We start from the raw sequence: 22,836 nt of genomic DNA, 5'->3' as shown, positions 1-22,836 counted from the left end.
TAAAAGCTATAATAATTATCCTAAGAAATTACGAAGGGCTACATTTTCGCGCTCTTTTGAACGCAGTCCGAATGTAATGATCCAGTTGGAAACTAACGAAATCATAAAGATTAATCCGATAAGCAAAGAGTTGCCTAAATCACTAAATATAAACATCATAGCAATTAACAATATGTTAATGGCCGATAAGCAAAGCGTAGTTTGAACATGCGTAAGTCCCAATCTTAATATGCGGTGATGCATGTGGTTACGATCGGCCTCAAAAGGTGATTTCTTGTTAAGTATCCTTAAGGTAAAAACCCTTAAGGTATCAAAAACCGGCCCTATGAGTATAGCAGCTGTAAGCGCGGGCGCACAGGTAATAACCGGGATGTTAGTCCCTGAAATGTTACTTAGCTCAATAAATTTAACAGCCATCACCGCTGATATAAGGCCAATTAACAAAGCGCCGGTATCGCCCATAAATATTTTGGCGGGCGTAATATTAAAACGTAAAAAACCTGCAGTGGCCCCTACTATGGCCAAACAAATTGCGGCCAGCTCATATTGCCTTATATATATAAACAGGAAGGCAAATGTGCCGTTAACAATGATACCCGTTGTGGCGGCCAATCCATCAATTCCGTCTATTAAATTAAAGGAATTAACAATAAGCATGATCAGCAATATGGAGAGTATAACACTTGGTATATACGGGAGGTTAAAAATATCAAATATACCATACATGCTGGTTATGCGTATATCACCCAGTAATACCAGTATAGCGGCTACAATAAACTGTATCAGGAACTTGGTACTTGAATTTACACCAGACAGATCGTCCTTTAAACCCATTGCAAATAAAATTATACACGAAATAAGCAGGTAACTGATGGGTAATTCCTTATCAATCAGGCTAAATAAAAGCGTTGTGATCATGAAACTAATAAATATGGCCACACCACCTAAACGCGGTATGCCATGATCATGTTGTTTTCTGAAATGCCCCACATCATCATACAGGTGCCTTGCCCTGGCCACATGTAAAATGGAGGGGATGGCTAATAATGTTATCAGCGCGGATATTACAACTATTAAAACATTATAAATAAAGTGATAAGTGTGTATAAGTTCTACCATATGACGTTCTGTTGTTCTGTTAGCGGGGGGCTGCTACCTTAAAACAGTTTTTGTTCATTTATAGGTTCTTATACGTATAAAAAACAGATAGGTTAAACTTGAAGTTAAATAAATTGAATTATTTTTCGAAGTGGTTTTAGCATCAGGGCCAACAAGGGGAACATGAGCTTGTTTTTACGCATGGCTTTTAAATCAAAAGCCCAGGCCTTTGTCCGGTTCTTTAAATTTTTACTGCTTATACCGCCAGCACGCATTTTAACCATTACTTTTTTTAAATAAAAACCCCTGATCTTATCCAGGTGTATAAACCGTAGCATCAATTCATAATCAGCCGCCGAACCATATTCAAGGCTGTAAAAACCAAATTGTTCAAACAAGTTTCGCCTACAATAAAACGTTGGATGGGGAGGCATAAATCCCAGGTTAAATGAACCGCTTTTACATTGGCCGGAGCGCCATTTACGAACAATCTGATGGTGCTGGTTTATGATATCAAGATCACCATACACCGCTTCAATATCCTGTTGTTCAAATGCTTTAGCTATTGATAGCAAAACCTCATGATCGGCAAAATAATCGTCGGCATTTAACGTGCCCACAATTTGCCCCGTGGCCAGTTTGATGCCTTTATTCATCGCATCGTAAATGCCTTTATCTGGTTCAGAAATTAAAATACTGATGTGGGAACGGTATTGATTAATGATTTGAAGCGTGTTGTCGGTTGAGCCGCCATCAATAATAATATACTCCAGGTTATAATAATTTTGACAGATAACTGATTCGATACATTGCCCAATAGTATCCTGCGCATTATAAACTACTGTAACCAGGGAGAGCTTCAAACCGTACAAGTTGGAAAAGAATACAAATGTATATGCCGCAAATTATGTATTTTTAAAACCAATGCCTAATAATTTATTTAGCCTCCCACTCTTTATATGCGCTTTTTAACCTTTACTATTTCGTTTTTGGGAATACTTTTTGTTTTAACTTCATGCTCCAACAAACAATATCAATCACTTTTTGAACAAAAGAACAGCGCTAAGGATAGTTTGGCACAACAACCGCTTTTAAGCAGTTTTACTTATCGCATAAAACCTCAGGACATATTACAGATCAGGAATCTGCAAAACGTTAAATACATCGTCGATGAAGCGCCATCAAACGGAGGTAATACATCGGGCGGAAATTCTGCAACCGGACAAACTTTTCAGGTTGATGATGATGGTACGGTAGCCTTACCGGTTATTGGGCATGTAGGCGTAGCAGGCCTTACACGTACCGAAGCAGCAAAACTTATTGAAGGTCTTTACCGTAAAAGTCTTTTAAAAGACCCTATAATTGAATTAAAAATTGTAAATCTGAAGGTAACATTACTTGGTGAAATTAAGGGCCAGGGAAATTACACTTTAACAAAAGACAGGACTACTTTAGTTGAAATGATTGGTGAAGCAGGCGGCCTTACAAACAAAGCAAATGAAACAAATGTGGAAATTATACGCGGCGATCAGGCAAACCCGCAGGTAACGGTAATTAATCTCAGGAATATCCAATCCATAAATGATCCTCGTGCTGTTCTTCAAAACGGGGATGTTATTTATATAGCTCAAAATAAACGTGCTGTACGTAATGATAACTTACAAAACCTGTCGGTTATTACCCAGCCTGTGTTGCTTTTATTGAATACAGCCTTAATTATTTTCACGCTTTCTCATCGCTAATGGAAGAAACAGAAAAAATTCAGCGCAAACTACCCAACCAGGAAATCGATTATTTCAAGATCTGCAAAATATTACTAAGCCGCTGGTATTGGATCGCGACAGCTGTTAGTTTAACCTTCCTTATATCGTATTCCTACCTATGGTATACACCAAAAACCTATGCTACATCAGGAACTATAAAAATTGAAGAAAAAAAATCAGAAATACCTGATTTGATTGCGGTGATGACCGTTCCAGACCGCGGGCCATCAAAAATACAAAGCATTACATCAGTTTTGCAAAGCCGTAACCTCATACTCAGTGCCATAAAAGACCTTGATTACCGGGTAAGTTTTTACCTTATGGGAAGGGTGCGCACCTCCGAGATCTACCCCTCAAAACCGTTGAATATTGAACTGATTAGGTTTGATAGTTTAAATTTTTATCATGACCAGGTAGGTTTTAAGTCGATTGACAGGCATTCTTTTAAGCTATCCTACACAATTGCGGGTAAAGAGGTTCAAAACACTTTTAATTATGATACCCCTGTAAATATTGGGCCCACAAGTTTTAGCATAAAATATCCCGGGGCATTGGATAAAAACACCGTTTACTTATTTAAGTTTAATATCCCCGAAGATTTTGTAGACCGTGTTAGGGGTGGTTTACAAACCGGCGAAACCGCAAAAAACTCTAACATTATTGCCCTGCAGGAAACGGACTCAAACCCGCAGTTTGCTGCTGATATATTGAACAGCATCATGAATGAGTATGTGATTTTTGACCGCAATCAAAAAGCACAATCGGCCTCACAAATGATCGATTTTATTGACAGTCAGTTGTCATTCCTGTCTACCCAAGTTAAAGGCTCTGAAAATTCTATTGAAAAATATAAACAAAAATCAAAGATCCTTGATGTAAGCACAGCATCAACCGCCTCGGTTGGCAAGGCCGCAGAGATCGAATCAAGTAAATCATTATTAAAAATACAGCTGATCGCTATTGACCAGCTCAGGGATCAGGTTGCTAAAGAAAAGGATAATGTTAATTTAAATTTCACCACCGGCGGCACAGCTAACCCTGATCCCTCGTTAGAAATACTGGTTGGAAAGCTGGATAACCTGATACAGGAAAAAAGCGCATTATTAAAAACGTACAATAATGATTCGCAACCTATTCGGGATGTTAACCAGCAGATATTACAAATTAAATTAACCGCTTTAAATAATATTAAAATTTTACGCGTCGGCATTGAAAAGAACATGGCCTACCTTGATAACCAACTTGCGCAGATTAATCAAACAATTATGGCACTGCCCGCAGCACAACGCGATATGGTGAGCCTGCAGCGTGATTTTGAGATCAATGATAAGGTATATTCATTTTTATCAGAAAAAAAATTAGAAGCGCAAATAAGCAGGGCTGGTATATTACCCGGGGCAACGGTTATTGAACTTGCACAACCCAACTTAAATGCCGTATCGCCCAATGAACATGATATACATCGTACAGCAATTATTTTGGGTTTGGCCATAGGCATGGGCCTCATTATTATTGTACGTGTGCTAAATCCCTATATTTATGATAAGGAGACCATTGAAAGCCTTACATCAATACCTATACTTGGAGTTATACGGAAATTCCCTGAGCCTATTGACGAAAATAACAAGCAAATTTTGGCGCTTATCAAACCAAAATCCATATTTGCAGAATCGGTACGATCTGTACGTACCAACTTAAGCTTTCTTTCGTCCGAAAAACAAAGCAAAGTTATATGTATCACATCCGAGGTGGCCGGCGAAGGCAAATCATTTGTGGCTGTTAACTTATCAAGTACACTTTCGCTTATCGATAAAAAAGTGATCCTTATTGGTGCAGACCTGAGGCGCTCCAGGCTTCACAAAACATTTCATGTTCCTAATGATGTGGGGTTAAGCAACTACCTGGCGCATCAAAACGAGATGGACGAGATTATTTTGCATGCTGAATATGAAAATCTTGACTTTATAATTTCAGGGCCGGTTCCCCCCAACCCATCCGAACTGCTGCACAGCGAACGGATGAATACTTTAATTGCCAATTTAAAATTAAGATATGATATTGTGATGATTGATACCGCCCCAATTGGCCTGGTATCAGATGCTATTCCGCTTATCAGAATGAGCGATATCAATGTTTTTGTAATACGGTCAGGAAAATCAAAATTTTATGCGGCTACTGTACCCCAGCGTATTGCTCAGGAATATCACCTGGATAATACGGTGATTGTGCTGAACGCCTACGAAGAAGAACTATTACACTCCAGGTATTATACAACTAAGTTTACCGGCGAAAGCGCTGGTGCACGTTACTATTATTATTCTGATTATAGTGGTTATGAGGGCTCTGGTTATTATTTAGATGATAATAAAACCAAATGGTGGGATGTAAGAAGATGGTTTAAATAAAAGTACTTTTTGTTAAATATGGATCTAAGGACAAGTGCGGCAACACATAAATGGTACCCGGTTTACACGAGTGCGCGAGCCGAAAAAAAAGCATACGAAGCGCTAACAAATAAGGGAATTTTAGCATATCTTCCGCTGCACCGGCAACTTAAGCAATGGAGTGATCGTAAAAAATGGGTGGAAGAACCTTTTATTAAATCATACGTATTCGTGAACGTTGCCGAACATGAACAAACGGAAGTATTAATGACAAAAGGAATATCCCGTTTCTTATATTTTTCGGGTAAACCAGCCTCCATGCCCGACCGCCAGATAAATGAATTGAAACTATTAATGGCAAGTTCGTTTGAGTTAGAAATTACAGAAGAGGATCTGCAGCAAGGGGAAAAAATTATTATAAAAGCAGGCCCGTTAAAAGGGATGACCGGTGAGGTAGTATCATTACGGTCGCAAAAACAATTGATATTAAGGCTTGAAAGTATTGGCTGCTCCATTATAGTGCACGTTGCCGCATCATACATTGAAAGATTTTAAGTTGGGTCATACTTTAAACCAACAAAAATGATGGCTTATTTATAGGCTAAAAATACAAAAACACACTTATAGATTATTTTATAAGTACCTGTTAAATAATAAGTTACATGAAAAAAATGTGACTTACGAGGCGAAGCTGTGAAAATATATGAACTATGTGCCGGATAGCAGGCATTATTAATAACCGGCTACAACCCGAAGAAATCCGCGAAAAAGTAAAAGCTATGTGCAGGGTGCTGCAACATGGAGGGCCTGATGATGAAGGTGTGTTTTTTGATGAGAAAGCCCATCTGGGATTTGGGCATCGCAGGCTTGCTATCATTGATCTGAGCAGCAATGGACATCAGCCCATGAGCGATACTGACCAAAAAGCCTGGATAACCTTTAACGGCGAAATTTATAATTATCCGGAATTAAGGGATGAACTATTGAAATTGGGAGCGCAATTCAAATCAGTTACCGATACCGAGGTGATTTTATTAGCCTATTTATACTGGGGCACTACTGCATTCTCCAAATTAAGGGGCATGTTTGCCTTTGCATTATATGATAAGGCCCAAAAATGCACCTACCTGGTACGTGATACTGCCGGTATAAAACCAATATACTATTTTGCTCAAAACGGAACTTTAAGCTTCGCATCAGAAATAAGGGCTTTTACCGCCGCGGGTATAGCTACAGAGAAAGACACGGGCTGGCCTATCAGGTTTTTGGCTTTCGGTCATATCCCGGAGCCATACACTACTTTAAAAAATGTTTTCAGCTTACCCAAGGGTCATTTTTTATGCTGGAACAATGCATCATCAACTTATACCATAAGAACATATAAGGAAACATCAGTGATAGATTCAATTACTGATATTAACGAAGCCCGGCAATGTGTAAAAGATGCTTTAATAAAAGCAGTGAACCGGCAAATGATAGCCGATGCTTCGATAGGTGTATTTTTAAGTGGTGGTATTGATTCAAGTGTGATCACCTTATTGGCTGACCGGCAAAAAAAGCAGCAGCTTAAAACCATATCCATTTATTTTAACGAAAAAAGCTATAATGAGCAGACTTATCAGCGTATAGTTTTGGATAAAATTAATGGCGAAAGTTTTTCGCACCTGGTACAACAGCAGGATTTTGAAACGTTTTTCCCACAAATTACCCATGCTATGGATATGCCAACTACTGATGGCATCAATAGCTGGTTCATTAGCAAATATGCGCATGAAAATGGGTTAAAAGCAGTATTATCAGGTATTGGTGCAGATGAACTTTTTGGAGGATACCCTTCATTTAACCGGATAAAATATTTAAAGTATCTTAAAAAAATATATCCTTCTGTATTTTCGGCCCTTACCGGTCTGGTGCCTGATCATTATAAAAAGCTTACATTTTTAGCTAATGATCATCCTTTAGCTGATTATCTTTTATTAAGAGGGTTGTTTTCGCCAGGTGATATTGCCTCATTGCTGGATACAGACAATAAACATGTTGAGGATACGCTTTTTGATACCAACACTGCACTTAATCTGCATTCATATGACGAAGCACACGCCTCCTGGTTTGAAACTAATTTGTATATGCAAAATCAATTACTGAGGGATACCGATGTAATGAGTATGAGCCATGGCCTGGAGGTAAGGGTACCCTTTTTAGATGAAGATTTCACCAGTACGATTGCAAGTATTGATCAGGCAATAAGATTTGATAAGCGTCAACCCAAGAAATTATTGATCGATAGCTTTAATGAACTATTACCATCTGCTATATGGAACCGGCCCAAAATGGGCTTTACCTTTCCGCTGCAACAATGGATGATGGCGCATGATGAGGTAAGTAACAGCCAATTTTATAAGGGTAAACCAGCACAAAACATCATCAGGAAATTCAAAAACAAGGGAATGCACTGGTCAAAAGCTTTTGCACTTTATCAGATACAGCCTCATGTCTAAAAAAGTGATACTATTTACTTTGCAAACATTTAGTACTACAGGTGGTATTCAAAAAATGACCCGTACTTTAGGCCACTCCTTACACCAGATAGCCAAAGCAAATAACTGGGATTTTGAACTATGGTCGGCCTATGACAAGCCCGGTGACGTGATGACACAGTACTTACCTGCAAAAAACTTTAAGGGCTTTAACATAAACAAACTGAGCTTTGTTTTAAAAGCCATAAGCAGGCCAGCGAGGTCCAACGTTATTATACTCAGCCATATTAATCTTGCCATTGTAGGTTTGGCTATTAAATTAATTAACCCCAAATGCCAGATATGGCTTATAGCGCATGGCATTGAGGTTTGGCGGCCATTTTCGTTCATTAAAAAACGTTTCCTGAAACAGTGCGATAAAGTAATTTGTGTAAGCAACTTTACCAAACAACAAATGGTAACCAGGCATGATATACATCATGACATTTGCATAGTGCTGAATAATGCGGTTGATCCCTTCATTCAGCTGCCAGCAAGCTTTGTAAAACCACAATACCTGATCGACCGTTATCAGCTGAGTAACAACCATCCAATCATATTTACGTTAACCCGTATGGCCTCTACCGAAAAATATAAAGGTTATGAGCAGGTAATACAAGCTATTAGTATGTTAAAGGATCAATTTCCTAAGATAAAATACATCCTGTCGGGAAAATACGATTCGTTGGAGGAGGTTCGGATTAATAAATTGATAGCCGATTATCAGATAAAGGATCACATAACACTAACCGGCTTTATAGAGGAGACCGAACTTACAGACCATTTTTTATTGGCCGACCTGTTTGTGTTACCAAGCAAAAAGGAAGGTTTCGGCATTGTATTTATTGAGGCTTTAGCTTGTGGCTTACCGGTTATATGCGGAAATGCCGACGGCAGCATTGATGCGATACGTAATGGTGAATTAGGCAGAGCCATTGATGCCGATGATCCTATTGAATTGCATAATTGCATCATTGAATATTTGGCAACCCCATTAACAGCAGCTAAACGGAAACAGTTGCAGGAGCAATGCTTACTGCATTTTAACGAAAACAACTACATGAATAAACTACAACTATTACTAAATAAATGAGCGCATTGGCAGACGAAGATTGGGATATTGAAATAAGCGCGAAAAACAATCTTCTCGACTTAAAGCTTAAGGACGTATGGCATTACCGCGACCTGCTTTTGTTATTGGTAAGACGTGATTTTGTTTCATTTTACAAGCAGACCATTTTAGGACCCATTTGGTTTTTTGTACAACCTATTATCACTATATTATTTTACACACTGGTATTTGGCAATCTGGCAGGTATACCTGTTGATGGACTGCCCAAGCCCTTATTTTACCTTGCAGGTACCATTATATGGAACTATTTTGCAGAGTGCCTTACAAAAACGTCAACCGTATTTAGGGATAATTCGGGGTTACTCGGCAAGGTTTACTTTCCAAGGTTAATCATGCCATTAAGTATAGTATTATCAAATTTGATAAAGTTTGGTGTACAGTTTTTACTTTTCATCATCCTGTATATCATTTATTTATTTAAGGATGCTGGGATAACACCTAACGCTTTCGTATTGCTGCTGCCTTTACTTATTGTTATGATAGCAGCGTTAGGTTTAGGCTTGGGGATGATTATATCGGCAGTAACTACCAAGTACCGCGACCTTGCGTTTATTGTATCTTTCGGCGTACCATTATTAATGTATACCACAACCGTAATATTTCCGCTATCAGTAGCCGAAGCAAAATATCCGGCCTATAGCTGGCTCGTAAAATTCAATCCCATCACTGCAATCATTGAAACTTTCAGATATAGCCTTTTAGGTAAGGGAAGTTTTAGCTGGGACCTGATGGGTTATAGTTTAATAATCACGGTTATCATTTTAATAACCGGTACCATTATATTTAATAAAGTAGAGAAAACCTTTGTTGATACCGTATAAATGGCCAAAGTAATTAAGGTAGAAAACCTGTCAAAAGCTTATCAACTGGGTGATTTTGGTACAGGTACCATATCACGCGACCTGGAACGATACTGGGCAAGACTAAAAGGAAAAGAAGACCCATTTTTGAAAATTGGCGAAACCAACGACCGGACAACAAAGGGAGAAAGTGATGTGGTTTGGAGCTTAAAAGATTTAAACTTTGATATTGAGCAAGGCGATGCAGTTGGTATAATTGGCAGGAATGGTGCCGGTAAGAGCACTTTGCTTAAAATTTTAAGCCGCGTTACCTCTCCTACCACGGGTTCCATAAAAGTAAAGGGGCGCATAGCCAGTTTACTGGAAGTAGGAACCGGTTTTCACCCCGAACTAAGTGGCAGGGAAAATATTTTTCTTAATGGCGCCATCCTGGGGATGCGCAAAGCCGAGATCAAAAGAAAATTTGATGAGATCGTAGATTTCTCAGGAGTTGAAAGATATATCGATACACCTGTAAAAAGGTATTCATCTGGTATGTATGTACGCCTCGCCTTCGCAGTAGCGGCCCACCTGGAATCGGAAATATTAATAGTAGATGAGGTATTGGCTGTGGGCGATGCTGAATTTCAAAAAAAATGCCTTGGCAAAATGGGCGAGGTAAGTAAAGGCGAAGGAAGGACGGTTTTGTTTGTAAGCCATAATATGGGGGCGGTACAAAAACTTTGTAATAAAGGTATTTTACTTAATAACGGCAAAGTTAATGCTATCGGTGATAGTAATTATATCATCAGTACATACTTAAACCATGCATCGCTCCATGAATCTGTTTTTGAAATCGTTCCTTCTGAGTATACTGATGAGTTACCGGGCTATGCTTATAGGATACAGATAGAGGATGCAGACTCAAACCTTATCAATGAAATAGCAGCCGGACAAGCATGGCAGGTAAGGGTGTTTTTCAAAATAAATAAACCAATTAGGCACTTTATTATTGCCTTAGGGCTTACGAACTCTATGGATATTAATTTAAGAACAACCTGGAGCAAAGAAATTGATATTGACAAAGGATACTACGAGTCTGTTTTTAAAGAGGACACCTTACTGTTTTCGTCCGGGACATATAATCTTATTCTCGGTTTGTCTTCATATGAACGGTCATTTCAATATCTTGAAAATGCGGCTTCCTTCACTATCTCTCAAATTGCTCATCAATCGTTAAATAAAGCTATAATAAGATTAAGTGATGCTGGCATTATTTTAAATCCGATGAGCATTGATATTTCAAACACATCAGGTTCCTGAGAATGTATAACCGCCTGAAGATATTAAGCACGGACTTACCTATTAAAAAGGAGCTTTTAGGCCTTTTTAAGCAAAAGGAAAGGTTATTGGTATTTGATATTGGTAGCTGTGAGGGGGAAGATTCCATCCGATATGCAAAGCTGTTCCCCAATGCTTCTATTTTTAGTTTTGAGCCTTTACCCAAAAACCAAGATTTAATAGTTCAAAATATAATTCGTTATAATGCGGCGAATGTAAGGTTATTTAAAATGGCGCTTTCTAATTATGAGGGTTGGCAAAACCTGCACGTCTCATCAGGACATCCTAATAATGAAGCAGATAACATTAATTGGGATTTTGGCAATAAATCGAGTTCCTTACTGGAACCGGATAATGTTTTGGATACTATCAAATGGCTCAAATTTGAAACCATAATTCCTGTTTATACCACCACTTTAAGGAATATTGTAATTGAAAACAAAATAGATGTGATTGATTTTATTCATATGGATGTACAGGGAGCTGAACTTCTTGTATTAACCGGCGCTGGCAATCATATTGAAAACATAAAAGCCATATGGCTCGAAATAGCTGAAATCCCCCTTTACAACACGCAGCCGTTGCGAAGAGATGTAGAACAATTTATGATGAATAATAAATTTAAGCTCATTAAAACGGAGATTGAAAATGGAGTGGGCGATCAGTTATATATTAACACCAGGTTTTATAGAACGTCTCGCTTTTTCGGTATTCAAAGATTCAAACGCGTGAAACCTGTTACCGGATAGATAAATTTAAAACATAATAAAGTGCCTTTTTTCAAAGCCCCCAGAGGAAAGAAATGGACCAAAATATCTTATTCCCAATCAGGAGAAGACCTGATTATAAGGTTTATTTTTGATCAGTTGCAAATAAAAAACCCTACCTACATTGATATTGGGGCACATCACCCTTTTTATTTAAGTAATACAGCTTTATTTTATGAATCTGGTAGCAGGGGGATAAACATTGAGCCCGATCCCTTGCTTTTTACGCTTTTTCTTAAATACCGTAAAAAGGATATTAATTTAAACATTGGCATTGGTGAGCGCCAAGGCGAGGCTGATTTTTATATTATTTCAACGCCTACGCTGAATACTTTTTCTAAAAAGGAGGCAGAAAACTATAATAACGAAGGGGATTACAGCATCACCCAAGTTATTAAAACACCCGTTAATTCCGTTGAAAATATTATCAGCGAAAACAACAATGGCCTTTTTCCTCAATTATTAAATCTTGACGCAGAAGGCATCGATGAGCTGATAGTAAGATCTATTGATTATACACAAAACTTCCCGCTCGTGATGTGTATTGAAACCATTTCCTTCTCTACATCGGGCAATGGTATTCAAAATACGTCATTAATAGATTTTGTGATCAGTAAGGGCTACATTCATTATGCCAATACTTATATAAATTCCATTTTTGTCAGAAAAGATATTTGGCGACAAAGACAGTTATGATCATAACTAAGCTTCAGGGAGGGTTAGGCAATCAGATGTTTCAGTACGCTGCCGCCAGGAGCATATCACCAGATAAACCTGTGTATTTTGACGTTTCTTTTTTAAAAACAAACAATCAATCAACCGATAAATTTACTGCCAGGGCATTTGAGCTAAGCATTTTTAAAAATCTGCAAGGGAAATCTTTAAATAAGGTTTCACAATATCTGATCTCAACGCCGACGATATTTAATCATTTTTTAAAAAAAATACTGCAGCCAAGCTTTCAAACCATTTATGAAAATGATCTTAAAACTGGCGTGCCTGTTAATGAATTTAAAAGGACTGCTATTTACCTTGACGGATATTTTCAGGATAAAGATTATGTTAAAAGCATAAGGCCGCAGCTTCTAAAAGAATTTACTTTTCCGGATTTGAAAAATGACGCCAAACTTTGGTTTAATAAAATATCGGAATCGGTAAACCCGGTAAGCGTTCATGTGCGCAGGGGAGATTATTTAAAAACAGCCATATTACAATATCATGGCATTTTACCCATTTCATACTACGAAAAAGCGATAAACATCATGAGTGAGCAATTCAAGGATGCTCACTATTTTATTTTCTCTGACGATATTGCATGGTGCCAAAACAACTTTGATTTTTTAGGTAACAAAACGACTATAGTAGACAGTACCCCTCTTGAAAACTGGACCGATATGGTCCTTATGAGCCACTGTAAGCATCATATCATTGCTAACAGTTCTTTCGGTTGGTGGGCAGCCTGGCTAAACGTATCACCCAATAAAATGGTAATTGCACCGCAGAACTGGTTTGCGAGTGAAAAGTCTGCAGGTAACACCAGTAACATAGTCCCACAAGATTGGATAACAATTTAACAAATACTGCAATTTTGATAAGCGTGATCATGCCAGCATATAATGCTGATGCATTTATTGAGCAATCTATTATTTCGGTGCTGGCACAATCATATACCAACTGGCAACTTATTGTTATTGATGACGGCTCAACAGATGGTACGGCTGCAATTGTGAAGCAATACCAAAAAAAAGACAACCGGATCACGTATCATTTTCAAAATAACCAGGGACTTGGGGCTGCTCGTAACACAGGCTTTAAACTGGTAAAGGGTCAATGGATAGCATTCCTGGACGCCGATGATCTCTGGCTGGAAAACAAACTGCAGGTTCAAATGGCTACTGCAATCAATAGTAATGCCGATGTTGTTTTTACGAGTGGGTATTATCTTGATAAGGCCAATGTAAAGCCGTACGAAAGTCTGACCGGAAATTACAACGGTCATGCCCTGTATAAAATACTTTTAAACCATAACCATATAGCCATTCTATCAGTATGTATAAAAAAGGCTTTAGCCGATAATTTGGGTGCCATGGATACCAACCTGTTAGTTTTTGGGAATGAGGACTGGGATTACTGGCTACGTGCCTGTAAGTTTAATGCCGTTTTTATCGGGCTTAAGGATAAATTGTTTAAATATCGTGTGCATGATAAAGGTATATCTGCTAATACGCAAAGGATGCTTATGGGTAGCTATTATTTGATTTGCAAAAATTACGATAGCTCATTATTAAACAACCAGGAACAGCGTTACCAACAATTTAAACTTTTAACGGCGATACCCTTTATCCTAAAAAGCATGTTTAAATGGTCTGGAAATAAACCAAAAAATGATTTTGCTGCCCTGGTATTTAAAATACTTGCTGCTTCATTTCCCGTCTTACCTGCTTTTTCATATAATTTATTCAAAAGCAGATTCAACAAGACAGCTATCCTTAACAACTGCTTAACTGATGTTGGCCCATAAAAATAATTATATTTCATATAGCCTGTGGGGCGATAAGCCCATTTACAATACAGGTATAATCAGAAACATTGAACAGGCAAAAAACATTTATCCTGGCTGGCAGGTTATTGTTTATCACGACAATACTGTTCCTGAGCCTATCATTAATAGCATGAAAAAGGCCGGGGCTTTAACCACTGACATGACTGGAGGAGTTTATGGTATGTTCTGGAGGTTTCTGGCGGCTGATTTACCTGACTGCAATCATGTAATATTCAGGGATGGCGACTCGCGGTTATCGATCAGAGAAAAACTGGCTGTTGATGAATGGACGAGCAGCGGTAATGCTATTCATATCATGCGTGATCATCCCTATCACCAGGATCCTGTTGACGGCATAAGACATTATATATTGGGTGGCATGTGGGGCATAAAAGGACAATTGTTTGATATGAAAGCCCTTGTTGATGACTATTGTAGTGAAAAAAAACTTGACTACGGGAGTGATCAGATTTTTTTAAACCAGGTATATTACCGGTTCAAAAATTCGGCCACTATACATGATGAATTTTTCTCTGACCTTTCATTCCCTGTTAAAAGAGATGGCTACAGGTTTATTGGCGAACGCATTGATGAACATGAAAAGCCTGCCGATAACGATTGGAAAGCTATAAAAAAATTCTATGCATCCAAAAAGCCTCAAAACATAGTGTTAAATCAAATAAAAAAGGCTATTCGCAGTATATTACGTTAAAAAGCAGTACGACATTGGAATACCCTAAAATATCAGTAGTTACACCGTCATTTAACCAAGGTGAGTTTATTGAGCAAACCATCCTCTCGGTTATAGGACAGCAGTACCCTGAACTGGAATACATCATTATTGATGGCGGAAGCACCGATCAAACTGAAAGTATCATCAGGAAATACGAAAAACATATAGTCTATTGGGTCAGCGAAAAAGATAAGGGTCAAAGCCACGCCATAAATAAGGGATTGGAATATGCTACCGGTGATATTTTATGCTGGTTAAATTCTGACGATTATTACCTGCCCGGTACCCTGCTTGAAATAGGACAGATACTATCAATAGATAAACCCGAATTATTGCATGGCAATTGTATTCATTTAAATGAGGATAATAATTTTACGCATGGCAGCTATTTTGACTCTTTTAAAAGCTGGGATATAAGCAAAGGGACACACATCGTACAGCCCAGCAGTTTCTGGACGAGGAAGGCCTATGAACTTGCCGGACCGCTGAGGGATGACCTGCATTTTGGGTTTGATTGGGAATGGTTTGCCCGGGCACAAGCCCGGGGGGTAATTTTCACTTCGTCTCCAAAGTATTTTTCGGTTTACAGGATACACAACGGGCAAAAATCTGATGATAAAAACAATGCCCGTTTTGTTGAATTAATACAGATTGAGAAACAGTTGAATGATGCAAAGTTTGATTATATTGATACCTATCTAAAAAAGTATTCAGGCAATATTCGACTTATTTATGACATTACATCAAACAGGTTCTTAAATTTTTTGGAATACCGGCTGTTAAAAACCTTCCATCCTGAATTAATAAAACTGATGGACAGGGTTAGTTTAAAAAAGTATATCCGGTATTGTTACCAGCCGCAAAAAGGTTTATAATTTATAGTAAATGTTACTTCCCAACTTACGTGCATATAGATCAGGATTTGAAGAGAAAGGAACAAAGTATCCCCTGCCGTCAGTTCCTGCTCCAAAACGAGGTTTACTTAGTGTTTTGCCCCAGGTTAAGGACGGTAAACAGGGCTGGCCATGGACACAGGAAACCTCGCCATCAATCTATGATGAAAGACAGCTTTGGCCCAGACTGACTATTGTTACACCATCTTTTAACCAAGCTGCTTTTTTGGAAGAAACCATCAGATCAGTGCTTCTGCAAAATTATCCCAATCTGGAGTATATTATAATGGATGGCGGCAGTGCAGACGGCAGCCTGGAGATGATTGAAAAATACTCGCCATGGATAAGCTATTGGCAAAGTAATAAAGATAGAGGGCAGTCAAATGCTATAAACTTGGGCTTTAGCCTTGCGAGTGGCGATTATTATGCATGGCTTAATAGCGACGATTTCTATTTAAAAGATGTTTTTAATTTAGTGATCAATACATTTATCAAACACAAAACTGATTTTATTTACGGCTATGCTTATTCATTGAACAAGGGGCAGCAGCAGTTAATGACCGTACCGCCATTGCTTGATTATTTTATAAAGATACCTTCACTTGCGCAGCCGTCCTGTTTTTGGAAAGCTACGATTAATCAGCCTGTTTGGGAAGAAATGCATTGCGCGCTCGATTATGAATTATGGATAAGAATTGTAAAAGGGAATAAACGTAAACGTATCAGACAGCCACTATCTGTTGCTCACGTGCACTATGGGGCCAAGACCCATAACCCGGACTTAAAAATAAAATGGCACAAAGACCATGTAAAAATGTGGTCAGAAGAAGGGCATGGCCCAGTGCCAGAATGGAAGAGAATTGTTTTTTTAAATCGTATAAGGTTGAAACTTTACAGGCTGCTCAACCTGATATAACCCAAAACTAAATAACTAAAATATGAGAAAGGAAAATATAGGGCGATTAAACACCACTCATATTGCATTAGATGACCAATATTACCTGCATTATAAATATTACCATCAGGATTTATTTAATGCATTTAGTAAATATGGCAGTGGTAAACTGCTTGATATAGGCTGCGGTAATAAACCCTATGGAGAAATTTTAAAACCCTATATCACTGAATATATTGGCTGCGACATCATACAATCAAGTGAAAACCGGGCGGATATTATATGCCCTGCAAATAATATTCCTCTATCAATCGGCTCTTTTGATACGGTAATTTCTACCCAAACAATAGAGCATGTTGAAGACCCCCAGGGCTTGGTGAACGAAGCCTACCGGCTTTTAAAAAAAGATGGTCACTTTATAGTAAGCGGCCCTATGTATTGGCCCTTGCACGAAGAGCCGTATGATTTTTTCAGGTTTACCAAGCACGGGTTTAAATATATTATGGAAAAAGCCGGATTCAGTGTTATTACCATTAATTCAAACGGGGGCAAATGGTCTGTCGTTGGCCAGGCTTTTATACATGCATTATTTCCGCTTATTTATCAGATTCAAGGGATCAAAGGGAAATTTGCAAGGTTTTTTTTTAAACTTACTGGGGGTGTTAAAACCATTAACAAGATATTTTCTTACCTGGATAATAGGTTTAAAGACCACACCAACACTATGAACTACGTTGTAGTTGCTAAAAAAAAATAAAGTTATCTTATAATGGTTTCCGTAATTATACCTTGTTATAACGATGGTCATTTTTTACATGATGCGGTTAACAGCGTTTTAGATTCATCCTATAATAATATTGAAATCATTATTATTAATGATGGGTCGACGGATTTAAACACCCTAAAAGTACTGGAACAGCTTGAGCAGAAGGGTATAAAAATATTACACCAATCAAATAAGGGGTTAGGATTTTCAAGGAACAGGGGGATACAGGAGGCAAAAGGAAAATACATACTGCCTTTAGATGCGGATAATAAAGTAACAGCCGATTATATAAAAAAGGCTGTAAAATGGCTCGAAACATTGGATTATGATATTGTATATGCCAAACCTTTTTTCTTTGGTGAGGATTTGCCTGAAAGAAAATTCATCACTTATGCGTTTAACGGTAGTGATTTATTATCCAGAAATTATATCGATGCATGTGCAGCATTCCAGAAAACGGTTTGGGAACAGGTTGCCAATTATGATGAGCATATGCCCTTTGCCGGCCATGAAGATTGGGAATTTTGGGTACACAGTTTTTTAAAAGGATTCCGCTTTAAATTTATAGATGAAGAACTATTTGGTTATCGGATCAGTAAAAAATCGATGATTGGTAATATGACGGACGATCGATTCGAAGCTAATCAAAATTATATCCTTTTGAAACATAAGGTTGCTGTTTTAGATCAGGTTCGGAAAGGGATACACTATCAGAAATTTTATGAAAATGATCAGAAAAATTATTTCAGAACAACCTTAAAATACTTTGTAAAGGCTGTAAAGAAGCTGATAAAGTTAAAATGAGCATCCATATTTCAGTAATTATCCCCAATTATAATCATGCCAGGTTTTTACAACAGCGTATTGAAACCGTTTTATGCCAGTCATACCAGAATTTTGAGCTTATTATATTAGATGATGCCTCAACCGATAACAGTAAGGATATTATTGAAACATACCGGTATCACCCCAAAGTGAGTCATATCATATATAATTCCGTTAATAGCTGCAGCACATTTAAACAATGGAACAAAGGTATTGAATTAGCCTCGGGAAAATATATCTGGATAGCCGAAAGTGATGATTATGCTGATTGCGAATTTATAAATACCTGTATGACTAAGATGCTTGCTGATGATACCATTGGCTTAGTTTATACCGACTCCACAGAGATAAATGAAAACAATGCCCCCTTAGGCAGATGGAGCAGATGGATGGAATATCTGGATATAAATTTATGGCAGGCAGATTTTGAATTAGACGGCCGGGAGATTAATTCAAAATACAACCATATAATTTGTGCCATTCCCAATGCCAGCTGCTCTGTATTTAAAAAATCAGCATACTTGAACACCCCATTTGTTAAGCTAATTGAAAACCTGAGGTTCACGGGCGATTGGTGGACATGGTTTTCTTTGATGCAGGAATCCCGTGTATACTACTGCCACCTGCCCCTAAACTACTTTAGGTATCATGCACATACCACGCGTTCCAATGTCAACGCGCGCCTGGTCAAGGTAAAAGAACTGTATCGAGCTATCCTGAAGTTTAAAAAAATGGTTGACGCACATCCTGACAAAAACATTCGGCAGAAAAGACTTTCAGAAATATACGCGATATGGAATCCGTCTTTAAGGCACTTTTTTATAAAAGAAAACATGGAAGTGTTAAAACTTGCATTGTCATGTGATGCAAAAGTCCCCTACAAACTTTTTAGAACAGTATTAAAAAGATTAAATGCTGTTTAACTCACTCCTGTTCCTGTTTTTCTTTTTAATAGTTACCAGTGCATATTATCTGCTTTCGCCAAAACTGCGATGGATATGGCTGCTCATATCCAGCTGTTACTTTTACATGTATTTTAAACCTGAGTATATTTTAATTATACTCTTTACTATCATTGTCGACTACGTAGCGGGTATATTAATTGAAAAAGCACAAAGCAAAACCAAAAAACTGTTCCTGCTAATAAGTTTGGCAGCCAATATTGGCGTGCTGGCTTTTTACAAATACTTTAATTTTTTTACCGGAAACATTAATTATATCACTCAAACATTTAACGGTCCGCAGATACCGCTTATAAATATATTATTACCCATTGGCCTGTCATTCCATACGTTTCAAGCCATGAGTTATACCATTGAGGTTTACAGAGGCAACCAGAAGGCCGAAAGACACCTGGGCCTGTATGCTTTATATGTACTTTTTTACCCGCAAATGGTAGCCGGTCCCATTGAAAGGCCCCAACATATTTTACCACAATTGCACCATCCGCGCAGGTTTAATAAAAAAACCTTTATAAAGGGGCTGTTCCTAATAACAATAGGCTTGTTTAAAAAAATGGTGATCGCTGATCGATTAGGTTTATACGTTGATCCTGTATTTAACAACCCGCACGGTCATCCTGGCATTGATCTACTTGTGGCAATTTATTTTTTTGCATTTCAGATATACTGTGATTTCAGCGGCTACTCAGATATTGCTATTGGCACCGCACTAACACTGGGCATTGAACTGATCCGCAATTTTAATATGCCCTATCTTTCCAAAAATATTTCAGAGTTTTGGCAGCGCTGGCATATATCGCTTTCAACCTGGTATCGGGATTACATATACATTCCGCTTGGCGGCAGCAGGAAAAAATTTTCAATAACCTGCGCCAATATCCTCGTCGTTTTCATCATTAGTGGCTTATGGCATGGTGCAAACTGGAAATATATTATGTGGGGCTTGATACATGGATTGCTGCTAATTGGCTACCAGCTACTCAAAAAATTCCGGGTCGAAATAAAAGGCCCCTATTTTTTTAAGTGGTTGCTCACTTTTAATCTGGTTTGCCTAAGCTGGACATTTTTTAGGGCTAATACTATTACCGACGGTTTTTACATTCTGAATAAAATTTTCTCTATGAATGGTTTTACCTATACAGCTGCAAATATCATGCAGTTAAAAGAAATTTTTTATTGCATATTTATTATTATTGGTTTATTGGCGGGCGAGTGGTATTTACAGCGTAAGGTCCAACTTTCAAACCGCAAAATGCTATTAACATCTTTAATATTTTTTATAGCTTGTTATTTTCTTGGCGTATTTAATGAGGCTCAGTTTATATATTTTCAGTTCTGATGAAAAAAACAGCAGATATATTGATACTGACAATTAGCTCGATAATCTTGCTGACCGCAATGAATCGCTCGTTTATTAATCGTATAAAACAGGATAGGTATTTTGATCACCTGAACACACAGGATACAGCAAGATCTTTATACCAGCGCATCTTCATCAGGTCAGATCGTTGGGGATACGGAGATCTTTATGGTTTATCTTACCTGACTCAATACCGAGATAAGCTTGAGCCTTTTAAAACGTACCCGTCAAACAACTTAAAGTTATTAACAAATCGCATACTATATATTATCGGCGATAGCTTTTTGGCTGACAAAACCCTTACAAGTGCATTTGATGGTTTTGATAATATAATTTTTTTAGATAGGCGCTTTCCCTTTGGGCCAATCAAATTGGATAGTACCAAACAAAATTACTTGATATTGGAGTTTGCGGAGCGCAACCTTAACGGATATAATCCCAATCAAACCGGCGAAATAAAATGGACAAAAGCTGATATTAAAGTCCAGCATAACTATGGCCTGTCTTACCCTGTACCAGGAAACAATAATGATCGGCCGGCTTCAATTTTTAAGCGTATTAGCAATGTTATCTTTAATAAAGACTTGAGCAGAAATTTAGACCTGCTAATGTTTGATGATACATTATTTACGCCGATAAAAGAGTTGAAGGCCGACTTAAACTATAATTTATTTGGCAGGGTAGCTAAAGAAATAGCAGTGAGTACCGATAAGAAGCGATTGTTGCTGAACATAACAGTTGATACCGCCGATGTTCATTCTGCCTTCAATTACAAATCAGCAAAACAGATTGACAGTACAGTATTCAATCTGCAAACGGCAAAAAATTACTATACATCGATAGGCTTTAAAAAAACATGGCTTACCATTATCCCAAACCCGGTATCCCTCTATGATGATAAACGCATGCCTTATAATCATTTACTGGAAAGAATTGAACAACAAACCACCCTGCCATTGATCAGTGTTTATAAAATTTACAGATCAAACAGCCAAAATCTGTATTACCTGAGCGACGCGCATTGGAACCCTAAAGGATTTGGACTTTGGGTGAATGAAACCAACAGAACTTTGAAAAAAATTAATTGATGCCGGCAATATCAGTAGTAATGCCTGTTTATAATGGTTCCGCTTATTTAAGAGAAGCTATTGACAGCATACTGAACCAGACATTCACCGATTTCGAATTTATTATCCTCAATGATGGCTCAACGGACGAATCAAAAGAGATCATTTTATCGTATCATGACCCAAGAATCCGATTCCATCACAGCGAACTGAATATTGGGTTGCCTAAAACTCAAAATTTGGGATTGCAGCTTGCAAAAGGCAAATATATAGCCCGTATGGATAGTGATGACTTATCATTACCAGACCGGCTTGAAAGGCAATTTGCATATATGGAAACACATAAAGATATTGCTTTATGCGGTGGTTTTTTTGATTTTATTGGCCAGCAGGATACCATACGCAATTTTAACTGGGTTTCCTATACAGATCCTGAGCTTATAAAAATCAATCTGCTATTTGATTGTGCTATTTGCCAACCCACCGTAATGCTAAGAAATAGTACAATACAAGAAAACAACCTGTTTTATAACGAAGATTTTGAGGTGAGTGAAGATTATGAACTATGGGTTAGCATATCAAAAAAGTTTCAGGTTGCCAATATTAACCATAAGGTACTCCATTACAGAATAAGTAACAATCAAATTTCAAGCAGGAAAAACCGCTTGCAAAGGGAGTATAAATTTAAAATTATAAAAGATCAGTTAAGCGTGCTTGGAATTGAACCAAACAATAGCGAGCTGAGGATACATGACTACATGTTTTATACCGCGATTATTATATCCTATGATTATTTGCCCAAGGTAAATGCCTGGATAAATAAACTAATTAAGGCAAATAATATTCATCATATTTATGATGAAACTAAATTCAAATCATTTTTAAATGATTTGTTACACTTAAACACGATAGCATTCAATGAGGGATTAATGACAGTGAGCACTAAGCAAAAACTCCTGTATTTGATTAAAAAATCATTGAAATGGGCTTCGATAAGATAAGCCACATAAAAT

22 protein-coding genes are annotated in these 22,836 nt (G+C 37.8%); 20 read left to right on the top strand and 2 right to left on the bottom strand.

What is annotated here, in order from left to right; all coding sequences use genetic code 11:
• Positions 1 to 15: 15 nt before the first annotated feature.
• Positions 16 to 1,119 (bottom strand): glycosyltransferase family 4 protein, encoded by a 1,104-nt coding sequence (locus M2273_RS08375; protein ID WP_429395311.1) that lies wholly within the window; start codon positions 1,117 to 1,119, stop codon positions 16 to 18.
• A 104-nt stretch (positions 1,120 to 1,223) separates the two neighbouring features.
• Positions 1,224 to 1,961, bottom strand: a complete 738-nt coding sequence (locus M2273_RS08370; protein ID WP_429395309.1) for a glycosyltransferase family 2 protein — start codon at positions 1,959 to 1,961, stop codon at positions 1,224 to 1,226.
• Positions 1,962 to 2,057: 96 nt separating this feature from the next.
• On the opposite strand from M2273_RS08370, the gene M2273_RS08365 reads away from it, so the two are divergent.
• The 20 genes from M2273_RS08365 to M2273_RS08270 all read left to right on the top strand — a co-directional run bounded on the left by M2273_RS08365 (position 2,058) and on the right by M2273_RS08270 (position 22,824).
• Positions 2,058 to 2,840, top strand: a complete 783-nt coding sequence (locus M2273_RS08365; protein ID WP_429395306.1) for a polysaccharide biosynthesis/export family protein — start codon at positions 2,058 to 2,060, stop codon at positions 2,838 to 2,840.
• On the top strand, positions 2,840 to 5,266 hold the full coding sequence (locus M2273_RS08360) for a GumC family protein (protein ID WP_429395304.1): 2,427 nt from the start codon (positions 2,840 to 2,842) through the stop codon (positions 5,264 to 5,266). Before M2273_RS08365 ends, M2273_RS08360 begins: the two co-directional genes overlap by 1 nt.
• Before the next feature lie 18 nt (positions 5,267 to 5,284).
• Positions 5,285 to 5,800 (top strand): UpxY family transcription antiterminator, encoded by a 516-nt coding sequence (locus tag M2273_RS08355; RefSeq protein ID WP_429395301.1) that lies wholly within the window; start codon positions 5,285 to 5,287, stop codon positions 5,798 to 5,800.
• Positions 5,801 to 5,955: 155 nt separating this feature from the next.
• Positions 5,956 to 7,743, top strand: a complete 1,788-nt coding sequence (gene asnB / locus M2273_RS08350; protein WP_429395299.1) for an asparagine synthase (glutamine-hydrolyzing) — start codon at positions 5,956 to 5,958, stop codon at positions 7,741 to 7,743.
• Positions 7,736 to 8,854: a glycosyltransferase family 4 protein gene (locus tag M2273_RS08345; protein WP_429395297.1), complete on the top strand. Its 1,119-nt coding sequence runs from the start codon at positions 7,736 to 7,738 to the stop codon at positions 8,852 to 8,854. Before asnB ends, M2273_RS08345 begins: the two co-directional genes overlap by 8 nt.
• On the top strand, positions 8,851 to 9,714 hold the full coding sequence (locus M2273_RS08340; RefSeq protein WP_429395295.1) for an ABC transporter permease: 864 nt from the start codon (positions 8,851 to 8,853) through the stop codon (positions 9,712 to 9,714). The genes M2273_RS08345 and M2273_RS08340 overlap by 4 nt, the downstream gene beginning before the upstream one ends.
• Complete coding sequence (locus tag M2273_RS08335) at positions 9,715 to 10,995, top strand: ABC transporter ATP-binding protein (RefSeq protein WP_429395292.1); 1,281 nt, start codon at positions 9,715 to 9,717, stop codon at positions 10,993 to 10,995.
• 86 nt (positions 10,996 to 11,081) lie between these two features.
• Entirely contained in the window at positions 11,082 to 11,762 is a 681-nt protein-coding gene (locus M2273_RS08330; protein ID WP_429395290.1) for an FkbM family methyltransferase, read from the top strand.
• 21 nt (positions 11,763 to 11,783) lie between these two features.
• On the top strand, positions 11,784 to 12,476 hold the full coding sequence (locus M2273_RS08325; protein ID WP_429395288.1) for an FkbM family methyltransferase: 693 nt from the start codon (positions 11,784 to 11,786) through the stop codon (positions 12,474 to 12,476).
• Positions 12,473 to 13,354, top strand: a complete 882-nt coding sequence (locus M2273_RS08320) for an alpha-1,2-fucosyltransferase (RefSeq protein ID WP_429395286.1) — start codon at positions 12,473 to 12,475, stop codon at positions 13,352 to 13,354. Before M2273_RS08325 ends, M2273_RS08320 begins: the two co-directional genes overlap by 4 nt.
• 29 nt (positions 13,355 to 13,383) lie before the next feature.
• Complete coding sequence (locus M2273_RS08315) at positions 13,384 to 14,301, top strand: glycosyltransferase family 2 protein (protein WP_429395283.1); 918 nt, start codon at positions 13,384 to 13,386, stop codon at positions 14,299 to 14,301.
• Positions 14,288 to 15,034, top strand: coding sequence for a hypothetical protein (locus M2273_RS08310; protein ID WP_429395281.1), 747 nt, complete (start codon positions 14,288 to 14,290; stop codon positions 15,032 to 15,034). Before M2273_RS08315 ends, M2273_RS08310 begins: the two co-directional genes overlap by 14 nt.
• Positions 15,035 to 15,048: 14 nt before the next feature.
• Positions 15,049 to 15,930, top strand: a complete 882-nt coding sequence (locus M2273_RS08305; protein WP_429395279.1) for a glycosyltransferase family 2 protein — start codon at positions 15,049 to 15,051, stop codon at positions 15,928 to 15,930.
• Between the two features lie 10 nt (positions 15,931 to 15,940).
• Positions 15,941 to 16,864: a glycosyltransferase family 2 protein gene (locus M2273_RS08300; RefSeq protein WP_429395277.1), complete on the top strand. Its 924-nt coding sequence runs from the start codon at positions 15,941 to 15,943 to the stop codon at positions 16,862 to 16,864.
• Between the two features lie 22 nt (positions 16,865 to 16,886).
• On the top strand, positions 16,887 to 17,600 hold the full coding sequence (locus M2273_RS08295; protein WP_429395275.1) for a class I SAM-dependent methyltransferase: 714 nt from the start codon (positions 16,887 to 16,889) through the stop codon (positions 17,598 to 17,600).
• Positions 17,601 to 17,612: 12 nt separating this feature from the next.
• Positions 17,613 to 18,413: a glycosyltransferase family 2 protein gene (locus M2273_RS08290; RefSeq protein ID WP_429395273.1), complete on the top strand. Its 801-nt coding sequence runs from the start codon at positions 17,613 to 17,615 to the stop codon at positions 18,411 to 18,413.
• Positions 18,410 to 19,357 (top strand): glycosyltransferase family 2 protein, encoded by a 948-nt coding sequence (locus M2273_RS08285; RefSeq protein WP_429395271.1) that lies wholly within the window; start codon positions 18,410 to 18,412, stop codon positions 19,355 to 19,357. The genes M2273_RS08290 and M2273_RS08285 overlap by 4 nt, the downstream gene beginning before the upstream one ends.
• Positions 19,347 to 20,735: an MBOAT family O-acyltransferase gene (locus M2273_RS08280; protein WP_429395269.1), complete on the top strand. Its 1,389-nt coding sequence runs from the start codon at positions 19,347 to 19,349 to the stop codon at positions 20,733 to 20,735. Before M2273_RS08285 ends, M2273_RS08280 begins: the two co-directional genes overlap by 11 nt.
• Positions 20,735 to 21,844 carry a hypothetical protein gene (locus tag M2273_RS08275; protein ID WP_429395267.1) on the top strand — a complete coding sequence of 370 codons (1,110 nt, stop codon included), beginning with the start codon at positions 20,735 to 20,737 and terminating at the stop codon, positions 21,842 to 21,844. Before M2273_RS08280 ends, M2273_RS08275 begins: the two co-directional genes overlap by 1 nt.
• The gene (locus tag M2273_RS08270) at positions 21,844 to 22,824 is read left to right on the top strand and encodes a glycosyltransferase family 2 protein (RefSeq protein WP_429395265.1); all 981 of its coding nucleotides are present in this window, start codon (positions 21,844 to 21,846) and stop codon (positions 22,822 to 22,824) included. Before M2273_RS08275 ends, M2273_RS08270 begins: the two co-directional genes overlap by 1 nt.
• Positions 22,825 to 22,836 lie beyond the last annotated feature (12 nt).

The sequence above is a fragment of the Mucilaginibacter lappiensis genome, assembly GCF_050433765.1.
Lineage (GTDB): Bacteria > Bacteroidota > Bacteroidia > Sphingobacteriales > Sphingobacteriaceae > Mucilaginibacter > Mucilaginibacter lappiensis_A.
Note: the sequence above shows the minus strand (reverse complement) of the source record. Positions and strands in the feature narration are given on the sequence as shown.